The following is a 17,477-nucleotide window of genomic DNA, read 5'->3' as shown; positions in this document are numbered from 1 at the left end:
TCGGGCTCAGCCCTTCGTCGCGCCGGCGGTCAGCCCGCTGACGACGTACCGCTGCGCGAGCAGGAAGATGACGAGCACGGGCGCCGCCGAGACCAGGGTCGCCAGCACGAGCTCCGGCGGTGACACCTCGGCACTGGCGCCCACCACCGGGTTGAAGTTGGGCGTGGAGGTGAGCATCTGCGTCAACCCGACCTGCATGGGGTAGGCGTCGCTGCGCGGCAGCATCACGTAGGGCAGGAAGAAGTTGTTCCAGTTCTGCACGAAGCTGAAGAAGCCCACCAGCGCCACCACCGGCATCCCGAGCGGCAGCGCGATGGCGGTGAAGGTGCGCACCTCGCTGCAGCCGTCGATCTTCGCCGCCTCGAGGAGCTCGCTGGGAACCGCGTCGGCGAAGTAGATGTAGGCGAGGTAGACGCCGAAGGGGAAGAACGAGAAGGGCAGGATCACCGACAGCGGGGTGTTGACGAGGTGCACGTAGTTGACCTCGAGGAAGATCGGCAGGACCAGCGCCGAGGTCGGCATCAGCATCACCACGAGCGTCACGATCAGCAGCGGGCGACGGCCCTTGAAGTCCAGCTTCGCCAACGCGTATCCGGCCGGGATGCTGACGACCAGCGTGATCACCAGCGCCAGCCCGGCATAGAGCACCGAGTTCTTCATCCACGTCTTGAACGACCCGCTCTGGAAGGACATCAGGGCGTCCCAGTTGTGCCGTAGAGCGGACAGACTGCCGAAGGAGAACGGGTTGCCGTCGACCAGCTGGTGGTTCGTCTTGGTCCCGGCCAGCAGGAGCCAGATCACCGGGACCAGGAAGAAGAGCCCGAACACGATCAGCACCACGGCGACCAGCGAGCGGCCCGCCCAGCGCTGGGCGGTGTAGGAGGCAGGGGAGGACATCGGTTCTCCTAGTCGGTCTCGAAGAGTCGCCCGCGCGCCACGAACAGGCCGGTGCTGATCAGCGCGATGACCAGCAGGTCCAGCGCGATGGCGGCCGAGCCGTTGAAGTCGTTCTGGGTGAATGCGTACTGGTAGGCGAGCTGGTTGACGCTGTAGTCGTTGGGCACGATCCCGAAGCTGGCCTGGGAGATCAGCTGCGGTTCCACGAAGAGCTGGGTGCCCGCGGCGAAGGCGAGGATCAGCATGTAGGTGATCGACTTGCGGATCATCGGCAGCTGGATCCGCAGGGCCGTCCGGACCCGTCCGGCCCCGTCGACCTTGGCGGCTTCGAGGACGTCGGACGGGATCGTGTTCAGGGCGCCGTAGAGCACCAGGACCCAGCCACCCGCACCGGTCCAGAAGGCGATCACGGCGAAGATGACCGGTAGATGGCCCGGCGCCACGACATCGGTGAAGTGATCGCTGCCCAGCGCCTTGAGGATCGGCGCGACCGGGCTGACCGTCGGGTCGAGCACGAAGAGCCACAGCAGCACGCTGGAAGCTCCTGCCAGGGCACCCGGGATGTAGTAGGCGAGCCTGATCACCGTCTTGGTGCGGCGTGACACCAGCTGGTGGACGAGCAGCGTGAGCAGCACCACGAGGACGCTCAGCATCACCAGCCAGATCAGGAGGTAGACGGCGACGTGACCGAGCGCCGGCAGGAAGCGGTAGTCCTGAGCGGTGCGGCTGAAGTTGGAGAAGCCGACGAAGCCACCGCCCACGTCGGTGAACGCGAGGTAGATGGAGTAGCAGACCGGGATGATGCCGAACAGCGCCAGGAGCGCCACGTACGGCGCGACGAACGCGTGACCGGCCCGAGGCCGCCAGGAACCGGTACGGATCCGGTTGCTGGCGGCCTCGGGTGCGACGGTCGCGACCCTCTCGGAGGAGGTTGCGGTCACTTCGTGACCTCGTACCCGAAGGTCTTGGCCTGGTTCTCGATCTCGGTCTGCCATGCCGGCAGCAGCGACTCGACGGTCTTGCCCTGGCTCATGCCCGCCTGGACCACCTTGGCCCAGATCGCCTCCTGGCTGAACTGCGCCGAGCCCCAGCCCGACCAGACCTGCCCGGCCGCCTGGCTCATCGGCGTGACGATGTCGTCGGCGTAGTAGCCGCTCTTCTGGGTCTCGGCCGCCCAGGTCTGCGCCGCCGGCGTGTAGGCCGGGTACGTCGGCGCGAGCGCGTCGCCGTACTTGGCCTGGCTGGTCACCCAGGTGGCGAAGTCGGCGGCCGCCGCGAGGTTCTTGCTGTGCGAGGAGATCCACCACGCGCCGCCGCCCACGTCACCGGTCACGGTGTCGGAGGCGTCCGCCCACTTCAGGGCCGGTGCGGCGGCGACCTGGCCCGCAGGCGTCTTCAAGGTGCCCTGGAAGACCGAGCCGCCGTACCACGACGGGCCGGGCAGCATGAGGACCTTGTCGGCGTCGTTCTTGGCGAAGTCGGGACCGAACAGGGACAGCGTGGACATCGTCTTGTTGGCGACCAGGTCGTCGATCAGTTTGGCGCCCTTGACGCAGTTGGGGTCGGAGGTGTCGACCTTGACCGTCTTGGGGCCGGTGACGTCGTTGGCGGGGCACTGGGCGGCCCACATGTAGATCTCCGGCGTCCAGGCGTCGCCGGCCGTGCCCACGATGTAACCCGGGTGCTCGGTGGCGACCTTGTCGGCGAGCTTCTCGTAGTCCTCCCACGTGGTGGGGACCTGGTAGCCGAACTTGTCCATGAGCGTCTTGTTGTACCAGAGCACGTTCTGCGCGAGGTCGTTGCGCAGGCAGTAGGAGGTGCCGTCGACGGTGCAGACGTCGAGCGAGCCCTTCGCGAAGTTGTTCAGGGTGGTGTCCGGCACCAGGCCCTTGTTCACCGCGGCGAGGTCGCCGGTGCCGCTGAAGGAGCCCCAGGCGGCGGAGTTGTTGTCCGTGGTGAAGGTGACGTCCGGCCAGCCGGAGCCGGCGCGATCGAACAGCTGCGTCTTGGTCTTGAAGGAGTTGGACCCGTTCGCGTTGCCGTCGTAGGTGACGATCTTGACCTGGGCGTCGGGGTGGGCGGCGTTGTAGGCCTTCGCGATCGGCTCGCGGGTCGAGTCGACCCACACCGTGATCTGCGCCTTCGAGTCCTGCGAGGCCGTCTTGAAGCCGTACTTGCTGTTGCTGTCGGCGATCTTGCTGGTGCTGCCGCCGACGCTCTGCCCACCGCAGGCGGCCAGGCTCAGCGCACCGACGACAGCACCGGCGACGAGTGCCGCGGCCCGAACCCGGCTGACTCGACGCGAACGCCGTACGCGGGCGGCGTTCCGGGGAACCATCTCCATTGCTGCTTCCTTCTCTCGTGGTCCGGCGTGTGCGGGCCGTAGACCTGTGACAGGGATAACATCATACATGTGACGTATGCGCAAGGGATGCGCGCGGGACCGTGCCGACGCCGGCGGCTAGACGGGCCTAGTCGGTCTGCTGGACCGGCCGCGGCCGCAGATGGGTGATGCCGCCGTCGACGTCCAGAGCGGTCCCGGTGGTCGATCCGGAACGCGGACTGGCCAGGTAGGCGACGGCATCGGCCACCTCCTCGGGGGTCACCATCCGGCCCGTCGCCTGACGGGCGTCGAGGGCCGCCTTCTCCCTCTCCGGGTCGGGGAACCTGGCGAGCATCCGGTCGACGAAGCCGGTGTGCACCGTGCCCGGCGAGACGCAGTTGACCCGGATGCCCTCCCCGACGTAATCGGTCGCCATCGCGTAGGTCAGCGCCAGGACGGCGCCCTTGGAGGCGTTGTAGGCCACCCGCTGCGGCAGGCCGTTGAGCGCGCCGATCGAGCACATGTTGACGATCGCCGGATGGCGCGAGGCACGCAGGTGCGGCAGGGCGGCCGCTGAGGAACGCGCCATCCCGACGACGTTGACGTCGAGGACCCGGTGCCAGTCCTCGTCGCCGAGCTCCTCGACCGTGCCGACAGCACTGACACCGGCGTTGTTGACCAGGACGTCGATGCCGCCGAGCCGGTCCACGACCTGCGCGACGGCTGCCTGCACCGAGGCCCGGTCGGTCACGTCACAGCGGAAGCCCGTGATCTCCTCCGGCAGATCGTCGACGGCCAGGTCGAGGGAGGCGACCCTGGCGCCACGGGCCGCGAGCTCGAGGCCGACCGCCAGGCCGATGCCGTCGCTGCCGCCGGTCACGACGGCGACCAGGCCGTCGTACTCCTGACCACGGATCGTGCTCATCACGCCTGTCCCACCGTCTGCCGCGCCGACCCCAGACCGGAGATCTCCAGCTCGACCACGTCACCGGCGCGCAGATAGGGCTGGTCGGCCATCCCCATCGCGACGCCGGCGGGCGTCCCGGTGTTGATCAGGTCGCCGGGCTCGAGCACCATGAACTGGCTGAGGTACCAGACCACGTGCGCGACCGAGAACACCATGTCGGCGGTGGTGCCGTCCTGCCGCCGGACGCCGTTGACCGAGAGGGCCAGACGGAGATCCTGCGGATCGGCGATCTCCTCGGCGGTGACGAACCGGCCTCCGAGCGGGTTGAAGGTCTCGCAGCTCTTGCCCTTGTCCCACTGGCCGCCGCGCTCGAGCTGGAACTCCCGTTCCGAGACGTCGTGGGAGAGCACATAGCCCGCCACGTGGTCGAGGGCACTCGCGGGCGAATCCAGGTAGCGGGCGGTGGTGCCGACGACCACGCCGAGCTCGACCTCCCAGTCCGTCTTGGTGGAGCCGCGCGGGATCAGCACCTCGTCGAACGGTCCGACCACCGTCGCAGGATCCTTCATGAAGACGACCGGCTCGGGCGGGATGGCGGCCCCGGTCTCGGCGGCATGGTCGCGGTAGTTCAGACCGATGCACACGATCTTGCCGGGCCGGGCGAGCGCCGCACCGACGCGCAGCTCGGAGGCGTTCGCGAGCGGCTCGAGGCTGCCGGCGGCGACGGCTTCGCGCACCGTCTGCAGGCCGCCCCCGGCCAGGAACGTCGGGCCGATGTCGGCGGTGATCGGGCGCAGGTCGAGGTGGGTCCCGTCGACGACGACGGTCGGGATCTCCGATCCCCTCGGTCCCAGTCGAGCCAGATGCATTGCTACTCCTTGTGTCGGTTCTTCTGCGTACGGGTCAGCGGTCCTGACGACGAGGACCGCGGCAGGGCCGAGGCGTTCCTCACCGGCCGAGCCAGCCACCGTCGACGGGCAGGACAACGCCGTCGACATAGTCCGAGGCCGCGCTCGCCAGGAACACCGTCGCGCCGGCCAGGTCCGAGGCTCTCCCCCAGCGACCGGCCGGGATGCGTTCCAGGATCGAGCGGGATCGGTCCGGGTCGTCCTGGAGGGCCTGGGTGTTGTCGGTGGCGATGTAGCCGGGCGCTATCGCGTTGACGTTGACGCCGTGCGGCGCCCACTCGTTTGCCAGCGCCTTGGTCAGGCCGGCGATGCCCGACTTGGAGGCGGCGTAGCCGGGCACGTTGATGCCGCCCTGGAAGCTGAGCAGCGAGGCGGTGAAGACGACTTTGCCCGACCCACGCTCGAGCATGGGGCGCGCCAGCGCCTGGGTCAGCGCGAACGGCGCCGAGAGGTTGACGCCGATGACCTCGTCCCACAGCTCGAGGGCGTGGTCGGCGGCCGGCTGGCGGCGGATGGTGCCGGCGTTGTTGATCACGATGTCGGGCTCCCGCTCGGCGAGGTCGGCGCCGAGGGCGAGGACGGCATCACGGTCCGTGAAGTCGCACCGGCGCCCTTCGAAGGAGCGGCCCGTGGCCGTGACCAGGCGGCCGACCTGCGGATCGTCCTCGAGCTGGGCGCTCACCCCGATCACGTCGGCGCCGGCCTCGGCGAGGGCGACGGCCATGGCCAGGCCGATGCCGCGACGAGCGCCGGTGACGACGGCCAGGCGGCCGGTGAGGTCGAAGAGGCTCATCGGCCGTCCCCGCCCTGCCCGGCCTGGCAGTCGACCAGGATCTTCATCGCACGGCCTGACTCCAGCGCCCCGAAGGCGTCGGCGACCTGGGCCAGCGGCACCACCTGGGTGATGAGCGCGTCGGCGGGGACGACACCCCCGGCCAGCAGCTCGACGGCACGCTCGAAGTCAGTGCGCTGGTAGACCCGCGCGCCCAGGAGCGTCAGCTCGCGCCAGAACACCCGCTGCAGGTCGACCGGCTTCGGCTGGGGATGGATCGCGACCACCACCACGGTGCCGCGGACCTTCGCCACCGCCGTGGCCGTCAGCACGGCCGGTGCCGCCCCCGAGACCTCGAACACCACGTCGGCACCGGTGCCGTCGGTCCACTCCTCGACGAGCGTCACCGGGTCGGCGGTCGCGGGGTCGACGACCCTGAACCCCAGCTCTTCGACGGCGGTACGACGACCCGCGTCCGGCTCGACCAGCAGCACCTCGGCCCCCGCATCACGGGCCACCACGGCGATGAGCACGCCGATGGGCCCACCGCCGAGAACGACAGCGCGATCTCCGGCGGCCAGCCGGGAGCGGCGTACGTCGTGAACCGCGACAGCGACCGGCTCGACCAGGGCGGCATGCTGCAAGGACAGTCCGTCGGGGAGGCCGACGAGTAGGTCGGCCGGGACGTTCCAGCGGCCCTGGAGGGCGCCGGGGCTGTCGATGCCGACGAAGACGAGGTGCTGGCAGATGTGTTCGTTCCCGGCCCGGCAGGCCGGGCAGGTGCCGTCCCACCGCAGCGGCATCACCGTGACGGGATCCCCCACCGCCCAGCCGGTCACGCCCTCGCCGAGGGCGGCGACGGTGCCGGACATCTCGTGCCCGATCACCGCCGGCGTGCTGACGCGGGCGTCCATGTCGCCGTGGAAGATGTGCAGGTCGGTGCCGCAGATCCCCGCGTAGGCGACAGCGATCTGCACCTCGCCGCGACCGGGCGGCACCGATCGCGTCTGGGTGACGTCGAACGTTCGGGCGCCGGTGTAGGCAGCGCTGAGCATGTCGGTCCTCTCGATGGGTCGGGTCAGCGGCCGAGCTCGGCCCAGGCCTGGTCGGGAACGTGCGCGTGGCGGCGCTCGACGAGCTCGGCGACCTGCCGGGCATCGCGCAGGCCGGCGACGACGCAGACCACCGCCGGATGCTGCAGCGGGAACTGCACCGCCGCGTCGGGAAGGGTCACGCCCCAGCGCTCGCACACGTCGGCGAGGGCGTTCACCCGGGCCAGCAGGTCGGCCGGGGCGGGCTGGTAGTCGTAGGTCGCGTCGGCCGCCGGCCGCGGGCGGGCGAGCAGGCCCGAGTTGAACGGCGCGGCCGCGACCACCGAGACATCGCGTTCGGCACAGGCGTCGGCCAGCTCCAGCCCGCTGCGGTCGAGCAGGGTGAGGCGGTTGGCGAGCATCACGACGTCCAGGTCGGTCTCGCGCACCGCCCGCAGCGGCACCCCGATCTGGTTCATCCCGAGCCCGACGGCACCGATGACACCCTGGTCGCGCAGCTCGATCAGCGCGGGGATCGCCTCGGCGACGGCCTGGTCGGCATGGTCGTCGGGGTCGTGCACATAGACGATGTCGATCCGGTCCAGCCCGAGCCGGTCCAGGCTCTGCTCGATGCTGCGACGCACCCCGTCGCCGGAGAAGTCCCAGCGCCGCACCAGGTCGTCGGGGACGTCGAACCCGCCCGAGGCGAGGTCCGAGCCGGTCGGCGCGGGATTCGGGTCGAGCGCACGGCCGACCTTGGTGGAGAGGGTGAACGAGTCGCGCGGATACGCGGCCAGCGCGCTCCCCAGGCGGCGCTCGGACAGGCCGAGGCCGTAGTGCGGCGCGGTGTCGAAGTAGGTGATGCCCGCCTCGTACGCCGCCGCGACGGCCGCCGCACCCTCGGCGTCCTCGGTGACCCGGTAGAGGTTGCCGAGCGAGGCACCACCGAACCCCAGGTCGCTGACCTGGACGCGGGTGCCGCCGATGGTGCGTCGGCTCGTGGTCGGCTGCTGCATCATTCCTCCAGTCCGTAGACGCGGACAGCTGTGTCGCCCCAGACCTGCGCGCGCTCGGCGGCGGTCAACGAGGCGACGAGGTCGTCGAACGTGGCCACGACGCTGTCGTAGTCCGCCCCCGCGAGCAGGCAGACCGGCCAGTCGGACCCGAACATCGTCCGGTCGGGGCCGAACAGCTCCAGCACGTGATCGGCGGCCGGGCGCAGATCCTCGACCTGCCATCGGTCCCACGACGCCTCCGTGACCAGGCCGGAGAGCTTGACCGCGAGGTTGGGCAGCGTCGCGAGCGCGGCCAGGTCCGCGCGCCACGCGGCCAGGTCACCGCCCGCGAGGGGCGGCTTCCCGGCGTGGTCGAGCACGAAGGAGACCTGCGGCAGCGCGGCCACCGCCCGGCGGACGTCACCGAGCTGCTCGGGTGAGACCACCAGGTCCCAGACCAGGCCGTGCTCACCGAGAGTCTCCAGACCGCGGCGCACCGCGGGCCGGTCCAACCACTGCCGGTCCGGCTCCACCTGGAGCTGGTGGCGGGCGCCGACGAGGTGCCGGCCGCCCGGGAGCAGCCGGGTGGAGGCCAGGGTCTCGTCGAGATCGGGCGCCTCGACGTCGAGCCAGCCGACGACGCCCGCCACCAGCGGATCGGCCGCGGCCAGGGCCAGCAGCTCACCGGTCTCCTCGGGGCTGGCCACGGTGTGGACGACGACGGTCCCCTCGACCCGGTGCGCCAGCAGTTGCGGGGTCAGCTCGTCGAACCCGAACGACCGGCGCAGGACCGGCAGGTCCTCGGTCCACGGTTGGGGGCGCCGGTCCAGGTCCCAGACGTGGTGGTGGGCGTCGATCCGCATGTCAGGCGGACGGCGGGGCGAGCGAGGTCAGCGCGGGCGCGAACTCGTGCGTCACCGGTGCGAGCAGACGACGCCCCGCGCTGATCGGGCGCACGTGCGGTCCCTTGTCCTCACCCCAGTCGGCCGACTCGGCGAGCGCGGCGATCGCCGCCTCGTCGACACCCAGGCCGAGGCCGGGTTGGTCGCCGAGGATGATCGCCCCGTCGGCGTACTCCTGATCCACCGCTATCCCCACCGGGAAGCCGAGGTCCTGCACCTCGGTCGCCACGTGGTTCGGTACGGCGGCAGCCGCGTGCGCGAGCGGATTGGCGTTGTAGCCGACCGGGCTGACGAGCAGGTCGAAGGTCTGGGCCAGCGCGGCGACGCGGAGGAAGTGGGTGACGCCCCAGACGCTGCCGGTCTGCACGACGTCCACTGCGTTCGCCTGGATGAGCGGCCGGAACTGCTCGAGGCCGGTGAGGTTCTCCCCCGTGGCGACGGCGGCCCGCACGGCACGGCTGATCATCGCGTGTCCGTCGGCGTCCCAGCGGCGTACAGGCTCCTCGATCCAGGCGAGGTCGACCTGCTCCTCGAGGCGCTGCAGGTAGGAGATGGCCTCCTTGCGCGACCAGGACTCGTTGGCGTCGAGCATCACGCGGGGGGTCGCGCCGGCGTCGGCGTAGAGGTCGCGGACCAGTCGGATGCGGCGCAGGTCCCCCTCCAGGTCCAGGCCACCCTTGAGCTTGACCGCCCCGAAGCCGCGCTCGGCGAAGGATGCCTGCAGCCGGAGCAGCTCGTCGTCGTCGAGCGGGCCGTCGAGACCCGAGGCGTACGCCGGGACGACGCGGTCACGGGCGCCGAGCATCCGCCACAGCGGCTGCTCGGCGGCCTTCGCCTTCAGGTCCCACAGCGCCATGTCGAACGCACCGATCGCGCCGAAGACCGAGCCCGCGTGGCCGGCCTTGAAGACAGCGGCGAGCATCCGGTCGTAGAGCGCTGTCACAGCGCGGGGATCCTCGCCGAGCAGTGCCGGGAAGACCGTGTCCAGGCCGTCCCGGGCGCCGAGTCCGACCCCGGTGAGGCCGGCGTCGGTCTCGACGAGCACGATCGGCACGGCCGTGACACCGGCGGCGACGTGTCCGTTGACGTCCCCGATCGGACGGCCCCATCGATGCAGGGTGGTCAGCGTGCGGTAGCCCGTGATGCGCATCCCTGCACCTCCTTTCGACTGCTGCGAGGCAGGTCCTTGAGCATCGTTCCTCCTGGTGGAGGACCTTATCATGAAACATATGATGTCTGACGTCAATGGCATGGCGCCGCGCTCCCCGGCCGCGCGCCGGGTCCCGTTGCGACGTCGCCACACGTCTGACGTCCTACACTTCGGTTCCATGCCAGCAGAATCCGATCGCCGCCTCGTGGTCACCGAGCGACGCAGTCCCACCCCGATGCTGGGTGTCGCGGTGGTGGAGGACCTCGTCGACGCCATCGTGTCGGGTCGTCTGGAGCCGGGCACCCTGCTGCCCCCCGAGGGCCCGCTCAGCGAGCAGTTCGGCGTGAGCCGCACCGTGATCCGCGAGTCCGTCAAGCGGGTCGAGGAGAAGGGGCTGGTCACCATCGCCCGCGGTCGCGGCACCCAGGTCCGCCCGACCTCGTCGTGGAACATGCTGGACCGAACCGTCCTGACCTCGCTGATCAAGCACGACGACTCCCTCGGCGTCCTCGACGAGCTGAGCGTGATCCGCGCCCAGCTGGAGTCCGTGATGGCCGCCGAGGCGGCCCGCGTCCGCGACGCCGATCAGCTCGCCCGGCTGGACGCGGCGCTGCGGCGGATGCGCGAGACCGTCGACGACCAGACCGCCTTCCGGCACGCCGACATCGAGTTCCACGAGGTCGTGATGGCTACCTCGGGCAACCGCCTGGCCGAGAGCATCGCGCGGATCCTGATGGAGCGTGCGCTGGAGAGCTGGCGCTACCACGGTGTCGACACCGCCGACGCGTTCGCCCTGACCCTCAGCGAGCACGCGGCCATCCACGCCGCCATCACCGAGCAGGACGCCGTGCGTGCCCAAGACGCGATGAACGGGCACATCGTCGAGTCGTGGCGGCGTCGCCGACTTCCCGACCACGCCGGGAAGCCGACGGCCTAGTGCCGCGGCTCGGACGCGCTCACCGGGTCCGGCCGAACCGGAAGACGGTCTCGTAGCGGCGCTGCTCGCCGTGCTCGAGCCAGATCATCGAGCCGTCCTCGCGCGCCGCCGCATCGCCGGCGACGTGATGCGTCGACGGCTCGAGCCCGACGGCCCAGCCACCCTCGCGCAGGTTGAGCCACTCGAAGAAACACGGGAACGCCTCGGCGTCCACGTCCACCTCGAAGGACCTGCCGAGGGCGTCGTTGACCAGCCCGACCCGATGGCGGCCGGCCTCATCCGCGGTGAGCCGGTGCTCGTAGACCTGCTCGACGAAGCCCGGCAGCGGCTGGTCGAAGACGAGGTGGTCGACACCCTGCTCGGCCACGCTGTCGCTGCGCCACAGCGTCTCCTCGATGTCGGCGACGAACCGGGTCCCCTCCGCGAGGAAGGGCCACCCGACGTTGACGTGGTAGAGGAACATGTGCGGCGTGCGGTCGAAGCCGGCGTTGGTGACCATGTCGGTCAGCCGGATCTCGGTCCCGCCGAGGTCGGCCTCGATGCGGCGGCGCAGCACCAGGTGCTCGCCGAAGTTGGTGGCCTGGGTGATCTCGCCCTCGGCCCACAGGACGCAGCGGTCCTCGGCGACCCAGTCCTCGCCGTACCCGATGAGCCGGGCGGGGATGTTGGCCACCCGGCCGTGCAGGCCGTGCCGGACCGTCTGCTTGGGCGGGTAGGCGTAGTGGGTGGCGTCGACGTCGCCACCGAAGAGCGTGTGGTCGAGGCCGCCGGTCACGAGGAGCCCCGACATGCTGCGCAGCCAGGACAACCCCTCCTCGTCCGCGTTCTCATGCAGCCCGGGATGCCGGAAGCCGGTGCGGGAGCGCCAGCCGACCGAGACACCGTCCAGCTCGGCGACGCCGATGTCCATCGCCCGGTCGACCAGGACCTCGAAGCAGAGGCCGCCGCCGGTGCGGAACTCCAGCACCCGGATGCCGCGCTCCACGCCGTCACCGAGGACGACGCTGCGCACCCCGCCGTACGCGCTGGTCTCGCCCGCGTGGCGCGCGATCTCGCGCCGGGTCGGAACCTGGTCCGTGCTCATGCCATCACCCATCCGCCGTTGACCTCGATGGTCTGACCGGTCACGAAGGCGGCGTCCGGACCGGTCAGGAACGACACGACGGCGGCGAGCTCGGCGGGCGTGCCCCGCCGCTTGAGCGCCTGCCGCTCGACGACCATGGCGCTGTAGGCCTCGGGATCGTCGTAGATCTCCTCGGCGGCCGTCTTGAACGCCCCCGGCGAGACTGCGTTGACGCGGATGCCGTGCGGACCCAGCTCGCGGGCCAGGGCACGTGCCATCGTCACCGCCGCGCCCTTGGTCGTCACGTAGGCGGCCAGGTGCTCCCACCCGCCGTGCATCGTGATGGAGGCGATGTTGACGATCGACCTGTCCTCGGCTCCCTCGGCGGCGATCATCTGGCGTCCGGCGAGCTGCGCACACAGCCAGTAGCCGCGCTGGTTCACCTCCTGCACCGCGTCGTAGTCGCCCACCTCCATGTCGAGGAAGGGCACCGTCGGGTAGATCGCGGCGTTGTTGACCAGCGCGGTGACCGGTCCGAGCTCGCGCCGGACGCCCGCGAAGAAGGCGCCGAGCGCCTCGTCGTCGCGCAGGTCGACGACGCTGGACCACACCGCGCCGGTGATGTCCGACACCGCCTCGACCGTCTCCTTCAACGCCGCCTCGGCGACGTCGGTGACGGCCACACGATGACCGTCCTGCGCCAGCCGGAGCGCGATCGCCCGTCCGAGCGATCCTCCCGCTCCGGTCACGACGGCAACACCCATGACCTCACTCCTCCACCCTGTTGCTGCTTGTCCCGAACTGCTTGTCCCGGACTGCTTGTCCGTAGCTGAACCGCTCAGCCCTGTCGAAGGGCTGCGTAGCGGTGGTTCACATCCGCGATCGCCGTCGCTGCGTCGAGGTCCTCCACGATCGCCTCACGGACCAGCTCGGAGAGGTGGTCCTGCAACGCGATCCAGCCCGCCGACCGAGGGCGGACCCAGGCGGCCTCGAGGGTCGCGACGGTGTCGGCGTAGAACGCATCGCCACCGACCCAGACCGTTCGGGTGGCCGGCTGACCGCCCGAACGTGGTACGAGCCTCGCCTGGACCTCGTCGTCGAGGTAGGCGGCCACCCAGGCCCGGGCGGCCGCGAGCCGCGCCGGATCGGCGGCCGTCCGGGCGGCCAGCGCGAGGCCGGTCCCGCCCAGGACGCTCAGCGGCCCGCTGCCGTGCCACGTCGGTGCGTCGCTCCAGGCCAGCCGGTCGGCGTAGGAGACGTATCCGTAGGCCAGCGGGCACCAGGTCGCACCCTCGCCGGTGGCCAGCAGCTCGTGCACGCCGATCGGGTCCAGGATGTCGCGAGCACCGCGCCGGAAGACCTCACGCAACAGGTCCACGGCCCGGCCGGCGGTGAGCGGGTCCAGCAATCGGTCCTCGTCGTAGGTCGGCGAGGCCGAGCACATGGCCAGCAGCATCAGCCCGGCGTGCGGGCCCGCCAGGCACAGCGCCACCGGATGCTCCTCGGCAGCCGCCGGGACGTCCTCCCAGCGGCGCACGACCGGAACCTCCGGGCGCCGCACCGTCACCTGCGCCGCGGCATCGATCGGCAGTGCCCAGGTCCGCTCGCCGAGGCGGTAGCTGGCACCGCTCGCGCCGATCGCGCCGTCCGACCAGTGCCGCAGCGCCTCCGGAGCGAGCACGTCCTCGTACGCCGCCAGCGCACCTGCCCCGATCGCCGCCCCCAGACCCGGGTGGTCGATGACCATGAAGTCGTAGTGCCGCGCGAGCTCGTCGATGGGGTGCGCCTCGAAGTCCGCGAGCGACTGCCGGTCCCAGGCGACGCGGGGCGCCGTACCGGTGCTCTCGAAGGCCTCCAGGGCGAGGTAGGCGCGCGGATGGTCCCAGGTCATGCCCCGCAGCGCCGCTCCCTCGGGTGCGGGAGCGCTCACGCGATCACCTTGTCCCGGAGCAACGCCTCGATCTCGTCGGCGCCCAGCCCGGCCTCGGTGAGGATCTCGGCCGTGTGCTGGCCCACCGTCGGAGCACCGCGCTCGACCGACGCCGGGGTGGCGGTGAGGTGGAAGGCGAAGCCGGGGGTGGTGACGCTGCCCTCGGTCGGGTGGTCGTAGGTGACGAAGCTGCCGTTGTGCTTGACCTGCGGGTCCTCGAGCACGTCGTCGTAGGAGTTCACCGGCCCGACCCACACGCCCCTGTTGCCGAGCCGCTCGAGCCACGAGGCGGTGGTGTCGGTGCGCAGGTGACGCGCGACCGCCGCCGAGATGGCGTCGCGCTGCTTGAAGCCGTCGCGCTCGGCGTCCCACTGCGCGAGCTCGGCGTCACCGAACACCTCCGCGAGCAGTGACAGGTCGGCGAAGGCGAGGGCGAGGTAGGAGTCGCTGGTGGGGAAGATGCCGTACGGCGCCCGGATGTAGCTGTGCGCATGGATCTCGTGGCCGCGCGTCTGCGGCACGCCGCCCACGGTGCGCACCGAGAGCTCCTGCATCTGCATCGCGATCATGGCGTCGAGCATGTTCACCTCCACCTTCTGGCCCTCGCCGGTGCGCTCACGGTGGAGCAGCGCGGCGAGCACGCCCTCGAAGGCGGAGTACGCCGTGATCGCGTCGGCGATGAACGACGGGCCGGCCTGCGGCGGGTCCTCGGCACGACCGGCGCTGTAGAGGGCCCCGCTCAGGCCCTGCAGCAGCAGGTCCTGTCCGGGGCGGTTCACGTAGGGCCCGTCCTCGCCGTACCCGCTCATGGAGACGTAGACGATGTCGGGCCGGACGGCGCGCACCGACGCCTCGTCCAGACCGAGCCGCGCCGCGACACCGGGCCGGTAGTTCTGCAGGAAGACGTCGGACTCGGCAGCGAGGCGGAGCACGAGCTCCCTGCCCGCCGGGTTCTTGAGGTCGACGGCGAGGCTGCGCTTGTTGCGGTTGAGGGAGAGGAACGAGGCGTTGACCTCGTTGCCGACGGCGCCACCGGCGGAGGTGTGCCGCTGCCACTCCCCCGTCACCGGCTCGATCTTGAGGACGTCGGCGCCGAGATCGCCCAGGCGCATCGCGGCCAGCGGGCCGGCCATGGCGATGGAGAGGTCGAGGACGCGGTATCCGGACAGGACGGGCATGGGAGGCCTTCAGGAGTGAGGGAGCCGGAGCACACCGTCGACACGGCGGGGAATGCCGTCGTAGTCGTCGCGGAGCTCTTCGGGGAGGACGGAGGCGGGTGCCGACTGCCAGGCGACCGGCCGGAGGAACCGCCGGATCGCCGTCGCGCCGACGGAGGTGTGCAGCGTGTTCGTGCCCGGCCACGGGCCACCGTGGTGCTGCGCCCAGCCGACGGCGACACCGGTCGGGTAGCCGTTCCAGACGACGCGTCCCACACGGCCGGGCAGCGTGCGGGCGAGGTCGGCGCCGAGCTCGTCGTCGCTCTCGCCGTGCACGGTCGCGGTGAGCGCGCCCGGCAGGACGCTGACGGCCGCGTCGAGATCGTCGACCGAGCCGTACCGCGCGAGCACCAGATAGGGACCGAACACCTCCTCGAGCTGATCGGAGGTGAGCTCACCGGCGGCCACCTCGACGACCGTGGGGGCGACGGTGCGCTCGTCCGGCGTGCCGGTCGACGCCTCGTAGGCGTGCCGGATGCCGTCGGTGAGCATCGTGAAGGTGCGTCCCTGCGAGGCGGCCACCAGCGCGTCGCGCAGGGCGTCGCCGTCGGCTCCGGTCGGCACCAGCGCGAGACCCGGCTTGGTGCAGAACTGGCCGGCGCCGAGGGTGAAGGAGTCGGCCAGACCGCGGCCGATCTCCTCCGCCCTGGCGGCCGCTGCGGCCGGCGTCACGAAGAGCGCGTTGACGCTGCCGAGCTCGCCGTAGAACGGGATCGGCTCGGGACGTGCCGCGGCGAGGTCGGCCAGCGCGCGGCCCCCGCGGGTGGAGCCGGTGAAGCCGACGGCTCGGATGCGGGGATCCGCGACCAGCGCTGTCCCCGCGTCGCGACCCTGGACGAGGGCGAGGACACCATCGGGCAGCACCGCGCGCATCGTCTCGAAGCAGAGCACCGAGGTCGCCGGGTGCGCCTCGTGCGCCTTGACGACGACCGGGCACCCGGCGGCCAGCGCGGAGACGGTGTCCCCGCCGGGCACCGAGAAGGCCAACGGGAAGTTGCTCGCGCCGAAGACAGCCACCGGCCCGATCGGGATCAGCATCCGGCGCAGGTCGGGACGCGGGCCCATCGGCGAGTCGTCGGCATGGTCGACCGTGGCCTCGAGGTAGGAGCCCTCACGGATCACCTCGGCGAAGAAGCGCAGCTGGAAGCAGGTCCGCGCCAGCTCCCCGGTCAGCCGGGGCGTGCCGAGAGCGGTCTCCGCGTCAGCGCACGCGACGACCTCGGCGGCGCGCGTCTCCAGTGCGCTCGCCACCTCCTCCAGCAGCCGGGCCCGCTCGGGACGCGACGTCGCCACCCAACCGGGGGCCGCGGCCGCCGCGGCGGCGCAGGCAGCGGCTACCTGCTCGGCCGAGGTCTCGGGGAAGCTGGGTCCGCGGACTGCTCCGGTACGGGCGTCGATGCTCTCGATGGTGGCGATGGTCATGGGGTCTGCTCCTTCTGCACGCGCTCGACGAGGTGGGCGATGCCGGCCTTGCCGACCACCACAGGGTTGCGCAGAGTGCCGAGCCCGACCAGCTCGATCGAGACCGTGTCCCCGCCCTGGAGGGTGAAGGGCAGGTCGGGGACCAGGCTGGTCCCGGTCGCCAGCACGACGCCGTGCGGGAAGTCGTCCTCACGGAACAGGTAGTCGACCAGGTCACCGAGCTCGCGATGCAGCTCACCGGTGTTCGCCTCGCCGGACCAGACCCGGTCACCGTCGCGCTCGATCGACATCAGGATCGGAAGCCCCCGGGGATCCGGCACTTCCCAGGCGGGGGTGATCCCCGGCCCCACGGCGCACGCGCCCAGGTAGGCCTTGGCCTGCGGGAGGTAGAGCGGGTTCTCGCCCTCGATACTGCGTGAGCTGACGTCGTTGCAGATCGTGTAGCCGACGATCTCGCCGTACCGGTTCGCGACCACCGCGAGCTCCGGCTCGGGCACGTTGACCGGCGAGTCGGCTCGCACGCTGATCGGCTCGCCCGTGCCCGCCACCCGCCAGGAGGCCGCCTTGAAGAACAGCTCGGGGCGCTCCGCGTCGTACACGCGGTCGTAGATGTCGGCCTCCTTCTCGCTCTCCTCCATCCGTGCCTCGCGGGAGCGCTCGTAGGTGACGCCGGCAGCCCACACCTCGGTCAGCCCGCCGACGGGAGCCTCGATCGGTACGTCGCCGGCAGGCTGCGGCGTGCCTCGCAGCGCGGCCTCGACCGCCGCCCGCAGTTCCTGGGCGGACCCGGCCAGGAGCTCGGGGAGGTCGGCGGAGAGCACATGCAGACCCTTGTCGGTCAACACCGCGCTTCGGGCCGTGCTGGCGTCGGGGAAACGGGCGCGGACGATCTGCACCGGGAGAACTCCTCCACTCTGGGAACGAACCCTTGAAAGGTATGACGTCATACTCGTAGAGTCAAGCCTCGATCCGTGATCCGGGGCACCGACGCCACGGACCCCCACCGTCCGCCGCACCCACCAG

At 71.1% G+C, this 17,477-nt stretch carries 17 protein-coding genes; 1 reads left to right on the top strand and 16 read right to left on the bottom strand.

The window, feature by feature from the left end:
* Positions 1-6: 6 nt before the first annotated feature.
* From P5P86_RS11340 to P5P86_RS11295, 10 genes are all read right to left on the bottom strand, one after another.
* Positions 7-897 carry a carbohydrate ABC transporter permease gene (locus tag P5P86_RS11340; RefSeq protein ID WP_280607539.1) on the bottom strand — a complete coding sequence of 297 codons (891 nt, stop codon included), beginning with the start codon at positions 895-897 and terminating at the stop codon, positions 7-9.
* Positions 898-905: 8 nt separating this feature from the next.
* Positions 906-1,838, bottom strand: a complete 933-nt coding sequence (locus P5P86_RS11335; protein WP_280607538.1) for a carbohydrate ABC transporter permease — start codon at positions 1,836-1,838, stop codon at positions 906-908.
* A complete protein-coding gene (locus P5P86_RS11330; RefSeq protein ID WP_280607537.1) occupies positions 1,835-3,241 on the bottom strand; it encodes an ABC transporter substrate-binding protein in 1,407 nt (468 codons plus the stop codon). The genes P5P86_RS11335 and P5P86_RS11330 overlap by 4 nt, the downstream gene beginning before the upstream one ends.
* A 127-nt stretch (positions 3,242-3,368) precedes the next feature.
* A complete protein-coding gene (locus P5P86_RS11325) occupies positions 3,369-4,145 on the bottom strand; it encodes an SDR family NAD(P)-dependent oxidoreductase (RefSeq protein WP_280607536.1) in 777 nt (258 codons plus the stop codon).
* Positions 4,145-4,996 (bottom strand): fumarylacetoacetate hydrolase family protein, encoded by an 852-nt coding sequence (locus P5P86_RS11320; protein ID WP_280607535.1) that lies wholly within the window; start codon positions 4,994-4,996, stop codon positions 4,145-4,147. The genes P5P86_RS11325 and P5P86_RS11320 overlap by 1 nt, the downstream gene beginning before the upstream one ends.
* Before the next feature lie 79 nt (positions 4,997-5,075).
* Positions 5,076-5,828 carry an SDR family oxidoreductase gene (locus P5P86_RS11315; protein WP_280607534.1) on the bottom strand — a complete coding sequence of 251 codons (753 nt, stop codon included), beginning with the start codon at positions 5,826-5,828 and terminating at the stop codon, positions 5,076-5,078.
* Complete coding sequence (locus P5P86_RS11310; protein ID WP_280607533.1) at positions 5,825-6,862, bottom strand: zinc-dependent alcohol dehydrogenase; 1,038 nt, start codon at positions 6,860-6,862, stop codon at positions 5,825-5,827. Before P5P86_RS11310 ends, P5P86_RS11315 begins: the two co-directional genes overlap by 4 nt.
* A gap of 23 nt (positions 6,863-6,885) precedes the next feature.
* On the bottom strand, positions 6,886-7,854 hold the full coding sequence (locus tag P5P86_RS11305) for an aldo/keto reductase (RefSeq protein ID WP_280607532.1): 969 nt from the start codon (positions 7,852-7,854) through the stop codon (positions 6,886-6,888).
* Positions 7,854-8,696: an amidohydrolase family protein gene (locus P5P86_RS11300; protein ID WP_280607531.1), complete on the bottom strand. Its 843-nt coding sequence runs from the start codon at positions 8,694-8,696 to the stop codon at positions 7,854-7,856. The genes P5P86_RS11305 and P5P86_RS11300 overlap by 1 nt, the downstream gene beginning before the upstream one ends.
* A 1-nt stretch (position 8,697) precedes the next feature.
* The gene (locus P5P86_RS11295; RefSeq protein WP_280607530.1) at positions 8,698-9,885 is read right to left on the bottom strand and encodes a mandelate racemase/muconate lactonizing enzyme family protein; all 1,188 of its coding nucleotides are present in this window, start codon (positions 9,883-9,885) and stop codon (positions 8,698-8,700) included.
* A gap of 178 nt (positions 9,886-10,063) precedes the next feature.
* On the opposite strand from P5P86_RS11295, the gene P5P86_RS11290 reads away from it, so the two are divergent.
* On the top strand, positions 10,064-10,822 hold the full coding sequence (locus tag P5P86_RS11290) for a FadR/GntR family transcriptional regulator (RefSeq protein ID WP_280607529.1): 759 nt from the start codon (positions 10,064-10,066) through the stop codon (positions 10,820-10,822).
* Positions 10,823-10,841: 19 nt separating this feature from the next.
* On the opposite strand, the gene P5P86_RS11285 is transcribed toward P5P86_RS11290, so the two are convergent.
* The 6 genes from P5P86_RS11285 to P5P86_RS11260 all read right to left on the bottom strand — a co-directional run bounded on the left by P5P86_RS11285 (position 10,842) and on the right by P5P86_RS11260 (position 17,350).
* On the bottom strand, positions 10,842-11,906 hold the full coding sequence (locus P5P86_RS11285; RefSeq protein WP_280607528.1) for an aldose 1-epimerase family protein: 1,065 nt from the start codon (positions 11,904-11,906) through the stop codon (positions 10,842-10,844).
* On the bottom strand, positions 11,903-12,649 hold the full coding sequence (locus P5P86_RS11280; RefSeq protein ID WP_280607527.1) for an SDR family NAD(P)-dependent oxidoreductase: 747 nt from the start codon (positions 12,647-12,649) through the stop codon (positions 11,903-11,905). The genes P5P86_RS11285 and P5P86_RS11280 overlap by 4 nt, the downstream gene beginning before the upstream one ends.
* A 74-nt stretch (positions 12,650-12,723) precedes the next feature.
* A complete protein-coding gene (locus tag P5P86_RS11275; protein ID WP_280607526.1) occupies positions 12,724-13,815 on the bottom strand; it encodes a hypothetical protein in 1,092 nt (363 codons plus the stop codon).
* Positions 13,812-14,993: a CaiB/BaiF CoA transferase family protein gene (locus P5P86_RS11270; RefSeq protein WP_280607525.1), complete on the bottom strand. Its 1,182-nt coding sequence runs from the start codon at positions 14,991-14,993 to the stop codon at positions 13,812-13,814. Before P5P86_RS11270 ends, P5P86_RS11275 begins: the two co-directional genes overlap by 4 nt.
* A gap of 9 nt (positions 14,994-15,002) precedes the next feature.
* Positions 15,003-16,454 (bottom strand): aldehyde dehydrogenase (NADP(+)), encoded by a 1,452-nt coding sequence (locus P5P86_RS11265; RefSeq protein ID WP_280607524.1) that lies wholly within the window; start codon positions 16,452-16,454, stop codon positions 15,003-15,005.
* A complete protein-coding gene (locus P5P86_RS11260; RefSeq protein ID WP_280607523.1) occupies positions 16,451-17,350 on the bottom strand; it encodes a fumarylacetoacetate hydrolase family protein in 900 nt (299 codons plus the stop codon). The genes P5P86_RS11265 and P5P86_RS11260 overlap by 4 nt, the downstream gene beginning before the upstream one ends.
* Positions 17,351-17,477: the final 127 nt, after the last annotated feature.

The sequence above is a fragment of the Nocardioides sp. BP30 genome (genome assembly GCF_029873215.1).
Taxonomy (GTDB): Bacteria; Actinomycetota; Actinomycetes; order Propionibacteriales; family Nocardioidaceae; genus Nocardioides.
The sequence above is the reverse complement of the archived record's forward strand: the minus strand, read 5'-3'. Positions and strand labels throughout refer to the sequence as shown.

Bases quoted from the DNA above. Each gene is read 5' to 3' on its own strand.
- P5P86_RS11340 (WP_280607539.1), bottom strand. From the start codon at position 897: ATGTCCTCCCCTGCCTCCTACACCGCCCAGCGCTGGGCGGGCCGCTCG.
- P5P86_RS11330 (WP_280607537.1), bottom strand. From the start codon at position 3,241: ATGGAGATGGTTCCCCGGAACGCCGCCCGCGTACGGCGTTCGCGTCGA.
- P5P86_RS11325 (WP_280607536.1), bottom strand. From the start codon at position 4,145: ATGAGCACGATCCGTGGTCAGGAGTACGACGGCCTGGTCGCCGTCGTG.
- P5P86_RS11320 (WP_280607535.1), bottom strand. From the start codon at position 4,996: ATGCATCTGGCTCGACTGGGACCGAGGGGATCGGAGATCCCGACCGTC.
- P5P86_RS11315 (WP_280607534.1), bottom strand. From the start codon at position 5,828: ATGAGCCTCTTCGACCTCACCGGCCGCCTGGCCGTCGTCACCGGCGCT.
- P5P86_RS11310 (WP_280607533.1), bottom strand. From the start codon at position 6,862: ATGCTCAGCGCTGCCTACACCGGCGCCCGAACGTTCGACGTCACCCAG.
- P5P86_RS11305 (WP_280607532.1), bottom strand. From the start codon at position 7,854: ATGCAGCAGCCGACCACGAGCCGACGCACCATCGGCGGCACCCGCGTC.
- P5P86_RS11300 (WP_280607531.1), bottom strand. From the start codon at position 8,696: ATGCGGATCGACGCCCACCACCACGTCTGGGACCTGGACCGGCGCCCC.
- P5P86_RS11295 (WP_280607530.1), bottom strand. From the start codon at position 9,885: ATGCGCATCACGGGCTACCGCACGCTGACCACCCTGCATCGATGGGGC.
- P5P86_RS11290 (WP_280607529.1), top strand. From the start codon at position 10,064: ATGCCAGCAGAATCCGATCGCCGCCTCGTGGTCACCGAGCGACGCAGT.
- P5P86_RS11285 (WP_280607528.1), bottom strand. From the start codon at position 11,906: ATGAGCACGGACCAGGTTCCGACCCGGCGCGAGATCGCGCGCCACGCG.
- P5P86_RS11280 (WP_280607527.1), bottom strand. From the start codon at position 12,649: ATGGGTGTTGCCGTCGTGACCGGAGCGGGAGGATCGCTCGGACGGGCG.
- P5P86_RS11270 (WP_280607525.1), bottom strand. From the start codon at position 14,993: ATGCCCGTCCTGTCCGGATACCGCGTCCTCGACCTCTCCATCGCCATG.
- P5P86_RS11265 (WP_280607524.1), bottom strand. From the start codon at position 16,454: ATGACCATCGCCACCATCGAGAGCATCGACGCCCGTACCGGAGCAGTC.